Below are 14,095 nucleotides of genomic sequence, written 5' to 3' on the forward strand. Positions count from 1 at the left end.
GGCCGCGGCGGTGAGGGATCTACCGCCTGAGCACGGGGAGGCACCGAGATGTTGATGGATGTCGGGGCGGTGCAGGGCATCGCGGGCGCACTGCGGAATTCGGCAGGAGCGGTCAACGACGCCGCACTGCGCACCGCCGACAGCTTGCGCGCATTCGAGACCACGGACGCGGGCCGGGATTACGGACCGGCGGGCGAACGGCTGGGCCAGGGGTTCGACGAGATCCGCCGCTACCTGTTCTCCTGGGCCAACTGTGTGCACGATTGCGGGACGGCGTTGCAGGCCAGCGCGAACAGCTGCGCCGGTGTGGATCAGAGCACGGCCGCCAACCTCGGTGCGGTGGCGGGAGTATTCGAATGAGAACCACCGACCAGAGCAGCGCCGACGCGATCCTGGACACCGGCGCCGCGGGGCTGCGCTTCTTCGAGGTCTTCCTCCCGCGCTACCGCGAATGGACCGGCCGCGCACCGGCGGGCGGCGATTACCACGCGCTGGCGGCCGGCTACGACCAGCAGCGCGGTATGGACCTCGCCGCCCTGCGTGATTTCGCCTCCATATTGGCCGAAGAACTGGATGGGCGGGTCAATGACGAGGCCGGCACCCAGGCGGTGCGCTTCGGTGAGCTCCCGGGTTTCTGGAACGGTTCCGCCGCGGCCACCAATGCCCAGGAGTTCCTCGCCGACGCCGGCACCCGCATCACCACTGGACTGGACACCCTGGCAGCCGTCCGGACCGCCGCGACGACCGCGGTCGACGGAATCGACGGCGCCCTGCGCCAGAAAGCCGAGACCGCCCGGACGGGATTCGATCCGGCCACCGCCGCGGGAAAGAGCCCGCAGCAGATCGACTGGATCATCGATACCGCACGCGGCCGCGACGATACCGGTAGCGAAACGGTGCCGGACAGCCTGCGCACCGAACTTCCCGGACAACCCACCGGGGCCGGCGATCCGAAAACGGTCTGCCGCGACTGGCTCGACCAGGTCTTCGTCACCGAGATCGATACCAAGGTAACGGAGTTCACGACCCTGTGCGCCGATGCGCACACCACCGTGTCGGGCGCCTACGACCAGCTGCTCACGGCGTTGGACGGGGTGGAAGCCGGCGGATTCCGATCCCCCGGCGGTCTGCCCTCCCTCAATTCGGAGCTCACCTACACCGCGGGACAACCGACGTACCTGGCAGCGGTCGGATCGCCGACAGCGGCCGTCGAACCGGACAGCGGCACACCTGAGCCCGGGTCGAACCCCGCTGGTTCCGGCCGGAATCAGAACGACGGCCAGAACACTCCGTCCAGCCTGGCCCTGAACACGACACCGGCGGCGAACACCAGTGAGTCAGGGGTACCGGTCGCCGCCGGCAACCCCGCTTCCGCCCCGAACGAAAGCCCGTCCGGAACCCCGAGTTCCACCGCAAGTCCCAACTCGACCGGAACCCCGAGTTCCACCGGAACTCCCAAATCGACCGGAACCCCCAACTCCACCGGAACCCCCAACTCCACCGGAACCCCCAACTCCACCGGAACCCCCAACTCCACCGGAACCCCCAACTCCACCGGAACCCCCAACTCCACCGGAACCCCCAACTCCACCGGAACCCCCAACTCCACCGGAACCCCCAACTCCACCGGAACCGACTCCACGGTGTGGAAGCCCGCTGATTTCGCGAACATGGTGACAGCGGTCAGCCAGATCACCGGCACCATTCCCGACCTGATCACCGCGGTGAGCGGTCTCGCCGGAAACCTCGACGAGATCATCACGGCCACCGGCGACGCCGTGGCCACTGTCATCGACGCCGTCGACAATCAACCCGCCGGGATCAGTGATCCATCGGGAACCGACAACTCGGCAGGAGGCCTGCCCGGCTCGTCCGGGGTTCCGGACTCGGGTGCGAATTCCGGGGTTCCGAACACGGGCGCGAGTTCCGGAGTTCCGAGCACGGGCGCGGATTCGGGAGCCCCAGGCGCCGGGACGGCCGCGGAGGCCGGCAGCACCGCTCCGGGTTCCCAGGCGGCCGGCGACAAAGCCCAGAACGAGGGGCTCGCGGGCGATTCCGGGGAATCAGCGGGAACGAAAACCCGGTCCGGCGAGGGGACCGGCGCACAGGTGCAGGAACCTGGACCGTCGAAGGCGGCGCCGGTGGCCGACACCCACCCGTCCTCGAGCGTCGCCTTTTCCAGTCTGCGCGGTCTGGCGATCACGGCGGCAGCGCGGTCCAGGTCCGACGACCACCGGGTATCGCCCGCTCTCGCCACAGTGAGTGAACCCGAGCCGGGAGGCGAACCCGTCGCTTAGGTCCGAACTCGGGCCGAGCGGTGCACCTCGTTCCCGGGACGACCTCATCGCGACCACCGATCGACCGACCGCTTCGCGGACGGCGCTCGGCACGATATCCACCTTCTTGTCACCGAGGTGGAGTAAGACAGAGGCGTGGCCCGATGGCTGTTGCATGTCGACCTCGACCAATTCCAGGCCGCGGTGGAGTTCCGGCGTCATCCCGAACTGCGCGGTCGCCCGGTGATCGTGGGCGGCAACGGTGATCCGGAGGAACCGCGCAAGGTGGTGACCTGTGCGTCGTATCCGGCGCGCGCCTTCGGGGTACGGGCGGGAATGGCGTTGCGGTCGGCCGCGCGCAAATGCCCGGACGCGGTTTTCCTACCGTTGGACGTGCCCAGCTACGAGGAAGCGTCCGAGGAGGTGATGGCGCGACTGCGGTCGTTCACCGATCAGGTGGAGGTCTGGGGGTGGGACGAGGCGTTCGTCGCGGCGGATACCGACGATCCGGAGCGGCTGGCTCGCGCTATCCGAGCCGCCATCGCCGAATTGGACCTGACCTGCGCGATCGGCATCGGAGACAACAAGCTCACCGCCAAACTGGCGACCGGCTTCGCCAAATCGGTCGGAAAGTCGGCCGATACCCCGGCCGACCATCCCGGATCGCAGGAGGGCATGTTCCGGCTCACCGCGGCCAACTGGTCCGAGGTGATGGCGCATCGGCCGACGAATGCGCTCTGGGGGATCGGCAACCGGATCGCGGCCCGGCTGGCCGAGTTGGATATCCACACGGTCGGGGATCTGATGGTCGCCGACCGGTCCCGCCTGGCGGCCGAGTTCGGTCCCGCCAACGGGCCCTACCTGTGGGTCATGGGCCGGGGTGCGGGCGATACGGAGGTAGTGACGAAACCACCGCCGGCGGTCGGGCGGAGCAGATCGGAGACCTTCCCGCGGGATCTCGACGATCGCGCGGAGATCAGCGCGCAAGTCGCCCGGCTGGCAGCCGAGGTCGCCGCGGAGATCACCACGGCCGGCCGCATCGCCGTCCGGGTGGCCGTGACCGTCCGCACCAGTACCTTCTACACCCGCAGCAAGCAGTCCAAGCTGAGCGAACCGACCACCGATATCCCCAGCATCGTCGATACCGCGTTGCGCGTGCTGGACCGATTCCCGCTGGACCGTCCGGTACGGCTGCTCGGGGTCCGCCTCGAACTGGCGCCCCTGGCAGCGGCGGGCGACACGGACACGGACTTGACCTGAATAACGGTTGAGCTTTTAGTGTCGGTGCACTGGAGTTGAATCGAGCTCCGGAGCGGAAGGACATGTCAGATGAGCATGGAATCGGTGGCCTGGGACCAGATGTACCGGCGCATGCACGCACCCGAGGAGAAAAGGGCGTTCAGTCTCGCCACGGCACGGCGCATCCTGCGCTTCGCCGGGCCGCATCAGCGCCGGCTGGTCGCCTTTCTGGCACTCAGTGTGGCCGCGGCCGTCCTGGTGGTCGCGACGCCGCTGCTCGCCGGCCGCGTGGTCGACAATATCTTCGCCGGGTCGGCGCCGCGGACCGTGATACTGCTCGCGCTGGCCATCGCGGTCCTCGCGGTCCTCGACGCCGGGCTGGGATTGGCGATCCGCTGGTTGTCGGCCCGTATCGGTGAGGGCCTGATCCTCGATCTGCGCACCGCAGTGTTCGATCACGTACAGCGGATGCCGATCGCGTTCTTCACCCGGACCCGCACCGGCGCGCTGGTGAGCCGGTTGAACAATGACGTGATCGGGGCACAGCGCGCGTTCAGCGACACCCTGTCGGGTGTGGTCGCCAATATCGTCACCGTGGCGCTCACCCTGGTGGTGATGCTCCAATTGTCCTGGCAGATCACCCTGCTCGCATTGCTCCTGCTACCGGTTTTCGTGATTCCGGCGCGCCGGATGGGCGACCGGCTCGCCGATATCCAGCGCGAGGCCGCCGGCTTGAACGCGTCGATGAGTACTCAGATGACCGAGCGCTTCTCCGCGCCGGGCGCGACCCTGGTGAAACTCTTCGGCCGGCCGGCACAGGAATCCAGCGAGTTCGCGCTGCGCGCGCGCCGGGTACGCGATATCGGCGTGCGCACCGCAATGCTGCAGACCGTTTTCGTGACCGCGTTGACGCTGGTCTCGGCGTTGGCCGTCGCGCTCGTCTACGGTCTGGGCGGATGGTACGCACTGCACGGACAGATGGATGCCGGTGCGGTGGTGGCGTTGTCGCTGCTGCTGACCCGGCTGTATTCACCGCTCACCGCGCTGGCCAGTGCCCGGATGGAGATCATGTCCGCGCTGGTCAGTTTCGAGCGGGTCTTCGAGGTGCTCGATCTGCGGCCGTTGATCGAAGACGCACCGGACGCGCGCCCGGTGCCCGCCGGCCCCGTCGCGGTGGAATTCGACGATGTGCGGTTCGGGTATCCCGCCGCGGACAAGGTGTCGCTCGCTTCTCTCGAGGAAGTGGCGACTCTGGACACCCGCGGTGGTGAGGAAGTGCTGCACGGCGTTTCTTTGCGGGCCGAGCCCGGCCAGTTGATCGCCCTGGTCGGCTCCTCGGGCGCGGGAAAATCGACCATCGCGCAGCTGGTTTCACGCCTCTACGACGTCGATTCGGGGGCGGTCCGGCTCAACGGCGCCGATATCCGCGAGCTGACCACGACATCGATCCAGGAAACCGTCGGCCTGGTCACCCAGGACGGCCACCTGTTCCACGACACCATCCGGGCGAATCTGCTGCTGGCCGCCCCGCACGCCGCGGAGGAACAGCTGTGGGACGCATTGGAGCGGGCCCGGTTGAGCGAGCTGGTCGCCGGCCTGCCCGATGGACTGGAAACCGTGGTCGGGGAACGCGGCTACCGGCTCTCCGGCGGTGAACGTCAGCGTCTGACCATCGCCCGCCTGCTGCTCAAACAGCCGCGGGTGGTGATTCTGGACGAAGCCACGGCCTCGCTCGATTCGACCTCCGAGGCCGCCGTGCAGGCCGCGCTGACCGAAGCGCTGCAGGGGCGCACCGCCCTGGTGATCGCGCACCGGCTCTCCACCGTGCGGGCGGCCGATCAGATCCTGGTGGTGGAATCCGGGCACGTCGTCGAACGCGGAACGCATACCGAACTACTCGCCGCGAGTGGGCGATACGCGGAGCTGTACCGGACGCAGTTCGCCGACGAACCGGCACCGGCCGCGGCCTGATGGGCGCGGCCGTGCGCGCCCGCGCACGGCCGGAGCGAAGAGAGAGGTACGCACAGCGCACCGGCGGTCACCGTCACCCGACGGTGACCGCCCGCGAATGCCAGCCCGTCGCACCGTCGGGTACGGGACTGGCGCGCTGTTCGGTCTGTACGCGACCCACACCGTCGGTGGCCCGAACCCGCAGGGTGTGCGAGCCGGGCGGCGCATCCCAGCGCCAGGTCCATTGACGCCAGGTGTCCAGGGAGTATTCCGGGGCGAGCTCGGCCCGCTGCCAGGGCCCGTCGTCCACCTGGACCTCCACCGCCGCGACCCCTCGATGCTGCGCCCACGCCACCCCGGCCACAACGGTCGGTCCCGGGGACACGGTGCCGAAGGCCGCGGGCACGTCGATCCGGGACGCCGTTTTGATCGGGCCGAGAGCGGACCATCCGCGCTGGGTCCAATAGGCCTCGGCCAGATCGAATCTGGTGAGTTCGAGGTCGACCACCCATTTGGTGGCACTGACGTATCCGTAGAGTCCGGGCACCACCATGCGGGCGGGATATCCGTGCTGCACCGGAAGCGGTGCGCCGTTCATACCCACCGCGAGCAGCGCATCGCGGCCATCGGTCAGGGCCGCGACCGGCGTCCCCGCGGTGAAGCCGTCGGCACTGGTGGACAGCACCATATCCGCGTCGGGACGGACTCCGGCCTCGGCGAGCAGGTCGGCGAGCGGATACCCGATCCACCGAGCGTTGCCGATCAGGTCGCCACCGACTTCGTTGGAGACACAGGTCAGCGTGACCATCTTCTCCACCGCGGGCCGCCGCAGCAGATCGTCCATGGTGAGTTCGATTTCGCGATCCACCATTCCGTGGATGCGCAGACGCCAGTCCGCACTGGTCACGGCCGGTATCCGCAGGGCGGTGTCGATCCGGTAGAAGGTTTCGTTCGGAGTGACGAATTCGGTGATTCCCGGTACCGGCGGGTCGGTGCCCGGCGGCGGGGTCGGAGCGGCGACCCGGGGCCGCGGCACGACGAAACGTTCCAGATCGGCGGTGACCGCCCGGGCCCGCTCCCCCACCCAGCGACCGGCCGCCGCGGTCCCGGCCGCGAGTACGGCGGCCCCGGCGGCCAACGCCAGGAACCGGCGCCGGGACGCGTCGGTCGTCTGCTGCGCGACGGTCTCCTCGGCAGCCGTGGCGGGTTCCGCCGCGCGACGCGGCGCACGCGCGATCAACAGCCGCAGCGTGACCACACCGGCCGCGACGCCGAGCACGATGGGCAACGCGAACACCGCGGTGGCGTTCGGGCGCTGCATCGTCGCGACGCAGACGACCGCACCGAGCACCACCAGCAGCGCACTGCCACAAGGGGGTCGACGGCGTTCCAGCAGTCCCGCGGCCACGGCGAAAACGACCATCACCACGCCCATGCTCAGGAACAGCACGGGTTTGTCGTGGGTGCCGAATTGTTCGATGGCGAACTCGCGCAACGCCTCCGGCGTGTGGTCGACCACGGTCGAGCCGGTGGCCAGGAAAGGCGAGGCTGCCGGGGCGATCACGGCCGCGGCCAGTTCGCCGACCCCGAGCACTACGGCGGCGGCCAGCAGACCCGACAGTCCCGCCGCGAGCCGTCCGACGGCGCGCCTGGCCGGCCCGGCGGAACCGGCCGAACTCGTGGTGTCCTGCATCAGCGTCCTCGTTCATCGTCGGGCGGTGGCCCCGGGCAGCTGGGAATTCGTAACATCACCCGCTGCGGATGGTGTCACTCCTGGCCACGCCAGGGAAGACGCCGGCGCACGGTGTCACCGAACCGTCAGATATCGCTCGGCGATCATCGAGCCCGCGCCGCCGCTCCAGACCCCGCGGAACGCGACAGATTCATCGGGTCCGGCCCGGTTCGCAGGGTGTTGGTGCTGTCGTTCGATGCCAGGCGCGGGCAGGCCTCCGCGGAGTTCCGCTGCCGCGCTCGCCCGGCGATATCCGGATCCGGGTCGCGGCACCCTTCGACTGCCCGATCTGCCCGGCCGCGTGCCGACCGGGCAGTCGATGCCGCCGCGCGGTCCCCGGTCGGCATACCCGATCGGGGACGCGTCACCATGCCGGCCAGGATCGTCACCGCGGTGTACTCATGCGGGAACGAACCGTGGACCGCCCGCGCCTCCGCCTGCTGTGCGCAGGTCAGCCCAGGGTGATCGCGGCGAGTGGATCACTGGTCGGCGCCAGTGACCCACCGTCGGGTTCCAGCGTGATCGCGAGCTGATCCGAACCGGTGAACCGGGTGACGTACGGGGCGCTCGCGGCCGGGAGATCGGTCAGCACCCCGGCCGAACGCGGCACTCCGCTCCCATCGATCAGCCACAGTTGGTAGTCGCTGCCGTCGGGTGGCGCCGGTGTCGCGTCGAAGGACACGGTGGCCGCGCTGAGCGCGTCCGATACGTGAACGGTGAGAATGCCGCCGGCGCCGATCGAGGTGGTCGCGGTCCGGGCGTCGGGCTGGGCGAGCACCTCCTGCGCGGTCACGGTCCCCGCCGGCTCGTCGCCGCGCTGAACGACCGCCCCCACACCGATCGCGATACCGATGGCCACCACTACCGCGGCCGCGGCACCTGCCACGGCCCACCTGCGCGGAATCACCCGTTTGCGTGCGCGTGCGACTGCCAATTCGTCGGTACCCCCGGCGTCCGTGCGCGGGACAGTCGAGCCGGGCGCCTCGCCGAGCGACGAATCCGGCCGCGCTGTTTCGACATTCAGCTCGGACCGAGCGCCCGGCGCGGTGTCGAGTGCGGCGAGAATTCGCGCCTCGACCCGGGCCGGGGGCGTCTGAGCGTCGAGAACCGACAGCGCACCCATGGCTTCCCGTACATCGCGGACGGTGTCCTCGAAGGCGCGGGCGGTCGCGGGATCAGCGGCGTGCAGCCGCTGTTCGATTTCCGCGCTCTCGGTGGATTCGACCGCGTCCAGGGCGTAGGGAACCGCTAGATCCAATAGGTCGCCGTGATTTTCCGGCGAATCGGGTGGTGATTTATCGGGCATCGGAGGCAACCCCTGAGAGGCAATTCTGGAGCCGTTTCAGTCCATCGCGGATGCGGCTCTTGATTGTGGGTAGCGGAGACTCGAGATGATCGGCGACCTCGCGGTAGGTGCGCCCGCTGTAGTAAGCGAGCGCGACCGCCTGACGCTGGGTGGAGGTCAGCACGTCGAGACAGTCGCGGACCGCCTGCTCGTCGAGCCGCTGGTCCACCGTTTCGGAGACTATGTCGTGATCGCGTCCCAGATGGGTGTGCCCGTAGACGATTTCCCGGCCGGTGGCCGATTCCTCGGCCCGCACCCGGTCGACAGCGCGCCGGTGGGTGATCATCATCAGCCAGCCGATGGCGCTCGACCGAGCCGGGTCGTAGCGGGCCGCCGCGGACCAGACCTGGAGATACACCTCCTGGGTGGCTTCCTCGGCGGCTGCCGGGCTGCGCAGGATCCGCCGCGCCAGCCCGAATACGCGCGGACTCGTCTCCCGGTAGAAGCTCGTGAACGCTTCCCGGTCGCCGTTCCCGGCCGCGGACAGCAGCTCGGCGAGGCGCCGCTGCGCGGCCCGGTCGTCGTACCCGTCGGTGCGAACCGGGCACGCGCCCTCCGTGTCCGCATCGACGAGCCGCATCGGCCCGGAGCCGGACCCCGGCCCCTTCGTCATGATCGCGCCCTTGACTGCATGGCAAGGCGTTCGCCGTGGCCGACGACCCGGATGGGCCTGCCTCCCGGACTGTTGTACGGATCACTGTGCCGAGCCCGACGCATCATCACGCCAGTCTGGCGTAACCGCCCCGCACCCGCTGGGAAACGATCAGGCAGGCGGCATGAGGACCTTGTCGATCATGTACACGGTGGCGTTCGCGGTCTGTACCCCGCCGCAGATCACCGAGGCATCGCCGACCTCGATGTTCTCGCCCTGCCTGGTCACCGTGACAGCGCCGCCTTCCACCGTCGGATGGTCCCCGGCGATGGCGTCGGGACCGATCCGGCCGGGAACCACGTGGTAGGTGAGGATTTTCGTCAATGTGGCGGAGTCGGTCTTCAGGCTCTCGAGCGTCGCCGGATCGATCTCGGCGAAGGCCGAATCGACCGGGGCGAAAACCGTGAATTCGCCGCCGTTGAGCGTATCGACCAGATTCACCTGCGGGTTGAGCTGACCCGACACCGCCTGGACCAGGGTTTTCAGCATCGGGTTGTGCGAAGCCGCCACCGCGACCGGATCCTGTGCCATACCGCCGACCGAACCCGCTCCGGTGGGAACCTGAGCCGCGTAATCGGCACAACCGGGTCCGACGGGACCGGCGCCCGGATCGTCGGCTACGGGCGACGCGGCGCCCGCCATCGGACTGCTCGTGGTCGCGGCGGCGGAGTCGCCGGATTCGTCGCCGCTGGAACAAGCCGTCGACCCCAGCAGCGCGGTGGTCGAAACGATCGCCGCCAGCATCACAACACGTTGCATGCTCTTCATGGATTCTCATCACCTTCAGCCAGGACGACCCGCAGCGGCCGCACCGCGAACATTGCAGGACGGAATTCGGGTGGATCCGCACGTCGGATGGGCGCAAGCCGGGATCAGCCGAAATCGACGCCTCCGGATACAGCAGAAGGCCGCGGCAACCCTCGAGGATTGCCGCGGCCTGTAGGACCGGCTCAGGCGCTGGCGGCCAGCACCCGGCTGTCCAGAGCCGGCTCGCGCACCGGTTCGATGGCGTAGGCCAGGATCTCGGCGACATCGCCTACCGGGCGCACATCGAGATCGGCCAGGACATCGGCGGGGACATCGTCGAGATCCGGCTCGTTGCGAGCCGGGATGAACACCGTCTTCAGTCCGGCCCGCTGGGCGGCGAGCAGTTTCTGTTTCACCCCGCCGATGGGCAGCACCCGGCCGTTCAGTGTGACCTCGCCGGTCATTCCGACATCCGAGCGCACCGGCCGCCCCAGCGCGAGCGACACCAGCGCGGTGACCATGGTGACACCGGCCGACGGGCCGTCCTTGGGTACCGCGCCCGCCGGCACGTGCACGTGCAGACTGCCGTCCAGCACCGCCGATTCGATACCGATCTCGCCCAGATGCGACCGCACGTAGGTCAGCGCGATCTGCGCCGATTCCTTCATGACGTCGCCGAGTTGGCCGGTCAGCGTCAGGGCACGGTCACCCTCGGCGGTGTTCGCTTCGATATAGAGGACATCGCCACCGAGACCCGTGACCGCCAGTCCGGTCGCCACACCCGGTACCGCGGTGCGTTCCGCCGAATCCGGGGTGAAACGCGGGCGGCCGAGATAGTCCTTCAGGTCACCGATATCGATGGTCAGGGCTTCGTGACCGGCTACGGCGTCCGCCGGACTCGGCGAGTCGGCGGCGGCCGGCGCGACTTCGGACAACCGGGTGGCCGCCTTGCGCAGCGCCTTGGCGATCAGCCGTTCCATCTGCCTCACCCCGGCCTCCCGGGTGTAGTCGGCCGCGATCTCCCGCAGCGCCGCGTCGGTGACCCGGACCTCCGCGGCGGTCAGCGCGTTGCGCTCGAGCTGCCGGGGCAGCAGGAAGTCACGCGCGATGGCTACCTTGTCGTCCTCGGTGTACCCGTCGACCGTGATCACTTCCATCCGGTCCAGCAGCGGGCCGGGGATGGTGTCCATGACATTGGCGGTCGCCAGGAACAGCACATCGGACAGGTCCAGGTCCATATCCAGGTAGTGGTCGCGGAAGGTGTGGTTCTGGGCGGGATCGAGCACCTCGAGCAGCGCCGATGCGGGATCACCCCGGAAGTCCGAGCCGATCTTGTCGACCTCGTCGAGCAGGACGACCGGGTTCATGGAGCCGGCCTCCTTGATCGCGCGCACGATCCGTCCGGGCAGCGCGCCCACATAGGTGCGCCGGTGGCCGCGGATCTCCGCTTCGTCCCGGACACCGCCGAGCGCCACGCGCACGAATTTGCGGCCCAGGGCCCGCGCGACCGATTCACCGAGCGAGGTTTTGCCGACACCGGGCGGACCGGCGAGTACCAGTACCGCGCCGGACCCGCGCCCGCCCACGACTTCCAGGCCGCGTTGTGCGCGCCGTGCCCGGACGGCCAGGTATTCGACCATCCGGTCCTTGACCTCGTCCAGGCCGTGGTGATCGGCGTCGAGCACCGCCCGGGCCGCCACCACATCGGCGGAATCCTCGGTCTTGACGGTCCACGGCAGTTCCAGCACGGTGTCGAGCCAGGTCCGGATCCACCCGGATTCCGGGCTCTGATCGCTGGACCGCTCCAACCGGCCGACCTCCCGCAGTGCGGCTTCGCGGACGGATTCGGGCAGGTCGGCCTGCTCGACCCGGGTCCGGTAGTCGTCGGCGCCGTCGGGTTCGTCCTCGCCCAGCTCCTTACGGATCGCGTTGAGTTGCTGGCGCAACAGGAATTCGCGCTGGCTCTTCTCCATGTTCTCGCGGACCTCGTCACCGATCTTCTCGGTGACCTCGGCCTCGGCGATATGCGCCTTGGTCCATTCGATCAGCCGGTTCAGCCGCTCGGCGACGTCCGGGGTTTCGAGTAGTTCACGTTTCTGTTCGTCGGTCACATAGGGGGCGTATCCGGCGGTATCGGCGATGGCGGACGGGTCGGTGAGCTGGTTGAACGCGTCGACCATCTGCCATGCTTCGCGCCGCTGCAGCACCGAGACGACCAGCTTCTTGTAGTCCGCGGCCAGTTCCCGGGTGCGGCCGTCGGCGGCGGGCGTCTCGACCGGTTCGGCCTCCACCCACAGGGCGGCGCCGGGCCCGGTGACGCCGTGGCCGATCTTCGCGCGTCGTTCCGCCTTGAGCACCGCGGCCGCCGCGCCGCCGCGCACCCGGCCGATCTGTTCGATGGTGGCGATCACCCCGTAGGCGGCGTAGCCCTCGGTCAGCCGTGGGGCGAGCAGGACAGTTCCGGTTTTCCCGGCCTGCGCCGCGTCGATCGCCGCCTGTGCGGATTCGTCCAGTTCGATCGGTACGACCATCCCGGGGAGCACGATGGGATCGGTCAGGAACAGCACCGGAAGATTCAGTGGTGTAGTCACGAACACAACCTCCAATAGTTGAGCTAATCCCACTCAACTTGGTCGATGGCGCCTTTGTTCCATCCCGGGCCGGTGTTCGCCCACGGCGAAGAAGAAGAGATGTCAGAACACGTTGAAGAGCCGGGTACCGGCCCGGTTATCGCAGAGCGTCGTCGGTACGGGCGGTCCAGATCGCCAGGGCGGCGAGCAGCGCGCAGACACCGCCGAGCCACAGCACGCCCTGGAGGGTGAGCGTATCGACGATGACGCCGCCGACCAGCGCGCCGAGACCGATCGACAGGTTGAACACCGCCACCCACAGCGACGACGCCGCTTCCACGGCGCGGGGGGCGGCCTTGATCATCCAAGTCTGCAGGCCCACGGACGCACCGCCGTAGGAGAGACCCCAAGCGATCAACAGGACGATACCGCCGGCCCTGGTCCCGCCCAGAAGCTGGAAGAGCGGCATCGCGACCGCCAAGGCCACGGCGATGGTCAGCACGGTTCGGTGTGTGCTGCGGGAGAGCGCCGAGCCGGCGACGAAGTTGCCGGTCATGCCGGCCACCCCGAATGCGAACAGCAGCGGGCCGATATAGCGTTCGTCGATACCCGACAGCTGCTGCAGTGCCGGGCTCACGAACGTGTAGGCGGCGAAGTGCCCGAACACGATGAGCACTGTGGCAATGATGCCGATGCGCACTCCTGAGCTGCGGAACTGCGCCCATCGGTCTGCGCAAACGGCGACTAGGCGCCCGTGGACACAGCCCACAGCGGCATCCAGGTCCACTTCGCCGGTATCGAGACCTCTGCCCGGTAGACCGTGCCGCCCTCGGTTCGAGGCTCGTATGCGATCTCGTGGTGGTTGTTGCGGCTCTCCGCCGTCGCCGAAGTCTTGTCGGATCCGCGAAGAACACGCTCGGTCAGCCGCTCTTCAGGCGCCGCGATGATCGGGTCCGGAAAGATTCCGGATTTCCCGCGCCGCGGATGTCGAGAACCTTCGGGCGGCTCCGTCCCTGGGATACGAGCAGCCGAACCGGCCGCGACGACACCGACCGAGGAGCGACCATCATGGGACCGAACCAGATCACCGCGATCCTGAACCTCCCGACCAGCCAGGAACTCCTGGCCCGCGACCTGCTCCGCATGGCCTACGTCGCCAAGGACGGCGCACCCCGCAACATCCCGATCGGATTCACCTGGAACGGCTCCCAGATCGTCGTCTGCACCTCGAAGAACGCCCCGAAACTCCCCTCCCTGCGGCACCACCCCGAGGTCGCGCTGACGATCGACACCGAGGTGCACCCGCCGAAGATCCTGCTCATCCGCGGACGGGCGGAGCTCGACGTGGTGGACGGCATTCCGGCGGAGTACCTGCAGATGAACGGCAGCTACGAGATGACCCCCGACCAGCGCGTCGAGTGGGAGGCCGAGGTCCGCTCGCTCTACGACGGCATGGTCCGGATCGTCATCACCCCGACCTGGGTCAAACTCATCGACTTCGAAACCACCTTGCCCACCGCGGTCGAGGAGCTGATCCAGCAGCGAGCCGAGCGTCAGCGCGCCTGAACCGGGCAACGCGACCGA

Annotated in this window: 11 protein-coding genes; 5 read left to right on the plus strand and 6 right to left on the minus strand. The window is 68.7% G+C overall.

Annotated elements, in window-relative coordinates; all coding sequences use genetic code 11:
* Window positions 1-48: 48 nt before the first annotated feature.
* The 4 genes from OG804_RS22335 to OG804_RS22350 all read left to right on the plus strand — a co-directional run bounded on the left by OG804_RS22335 (window position 49) and on the right by OG804_RS22350 (window position 5,486).
* A complete protein-coding gene (locus tag OG804_RS22335; RefSeq protein ID WP_328389535.1) occupies window positions 49-360 on the plus strand; it encodes a hypothetical protein in 312 nt (103 codons plus the stop codon).
* Window positions 357-2,297, plus strand: a complete 1,941-nt coding sequence (locus OG804_RS22340; RefSeq protein ID WP_328389537.1) for a hypothetical protein — start codon at window positions 357-359, stop codon at window positions 2,295-2,297. Before OG804_RS22335 ends, OG804_RS22340 begins: the two co-directional genes overlap by 4 nt.
* Before the next feature lie 135 nt (window positions 2,298-2,432).
* A complete protein-coding gene (locus OG804_RS22345) occupies window positions 2,433-3,536 on the plus strand; it encodes a DNA polymerase IV (protein ID WP_328389539.1) in 1,104 nt (367 codons plus the stop codon).
* A gap of 69 nt (window positions 3,537-3,605) precedes the next feature.
* Window positions 3,606-5,486 (plus strand): ABC transporter ATP-binding protein, encoded by a 1,881-nt coding sequence (locus OG804_RS22350; RefSeq protein WP_328389541.1) that lies wholly within the window; start codon window positions 3,606-3,608, stop codon window positions 5,484-5,486.
* A 73-nt stretch (window positions 5,487-5,559) separates the two neighbouring features.
* Here the strand turns inward: OG804_RS22350 and OG804_RS22355 are convergent, their stop codons facing one another.
* The 6 genes from OG804_RS22355 to OG804_RS22380 all read right to left on the minus strand — a co-directional run bounded on the left by OG804_RS22355 (window position 5,560) and on the right by OG804_RS22380 (window position 13,298).
* Entirely contained in the window at window positions 5,560-7,158 is a 1,599-nt protein-coding gene (locus OG804_RS22355) for a molybdopterin-dependent oxidoreductase (RefSeq protein WP_328389543.1), read from the minus strand.
* A 490-nt stretch (window positions 7,159-7,648) separates the two neighbouring features.
* Window positions 7,649-8,503, minus strand: a complete 855-nt coding sequence (locus tag OG804_RS22360) for an anti-sigma factor (RefSeq protein ID WP_328389545.1) — start codon at window positions 8,501-8,503, stop codon at window positions 7,649-7,651.
* Window positions 8,493-9,155: an ECF RNA polymerase sigma factor SigK gene (gene sigK / locus OG804_RS22365; protein ID WP_328389547.1), complete on the minus strand. Its 663-nt coding sequence runs from the start codon at window positions 9,153-9,155 to the stop codon at window positions 8,493-8,495. Before sigK ends, OG804_RS22360 begins: the two co-directional genes overlap by 11 nt.
* 150 nt (window positions 9,156-9,305) lie before the next feature.
* The gene (locus OG804_RS22370) at window positions 9,306-9,962 is read right to left on the minus strand and encodes a fasciclin domain-containing protein (protein ID WP_328389549.1); all 657 of its coding nucleotides are present in this window, start codon (window positions 9,960-9,962) and stop codon (window positions 9,306-9,308) included.
* Between the two features lie 182 nt (window positions 9,963-10,144).
* Window positions 10,145-12,472, minus strand: a complete 2,328-nt coding sequence (gene lon, locus OG804_RS22375; RefSeq protein ID WP_328398621.1) for an endopeptidase La — start codon at window positions 12,470-12,472, stop codon at window positions 10,145-10,147.
* Between the two features lie 196 nt (window positions 12,473-12,668).
* Window positions 12,669-13,298, minus strand: a complete 630-nt coding sequence (locus tag OG804_RS22380; RefSeq protein WP_328389551.1) for an MFS transporter — start codon at window positions 13,296-13,298, stop codon at window positions 12,669-12,671.
* 281 nt (window positions 13,299-13,579) lie between these two features.
* On the opposite strand from OG804_RS22380, the gene OG804_RS22385 reads away from it, so the two are divergent.
* A complete protein-coding gene (locus OG804_RS22385) occupies window positions 13,580-14,077 on the plus strand; it encodes a pyridoxamine 5'-phosphate oxidase family protein (protein ID WP_328389553.1) in 498 nt (165 codons plus the stop codon).
* Window positions 14,078-14,095: the final 18 nt, after the last annotated feature.

Source organism: Nocardia sp. NBC_00416 (genome assembly GCF_036032445.1).
Taxonomy (GTDB): Bacteria; Actinomycetota; Actinomycetes; order Mycobacteriales; family Mycobacteriaceae; genus Nocardia.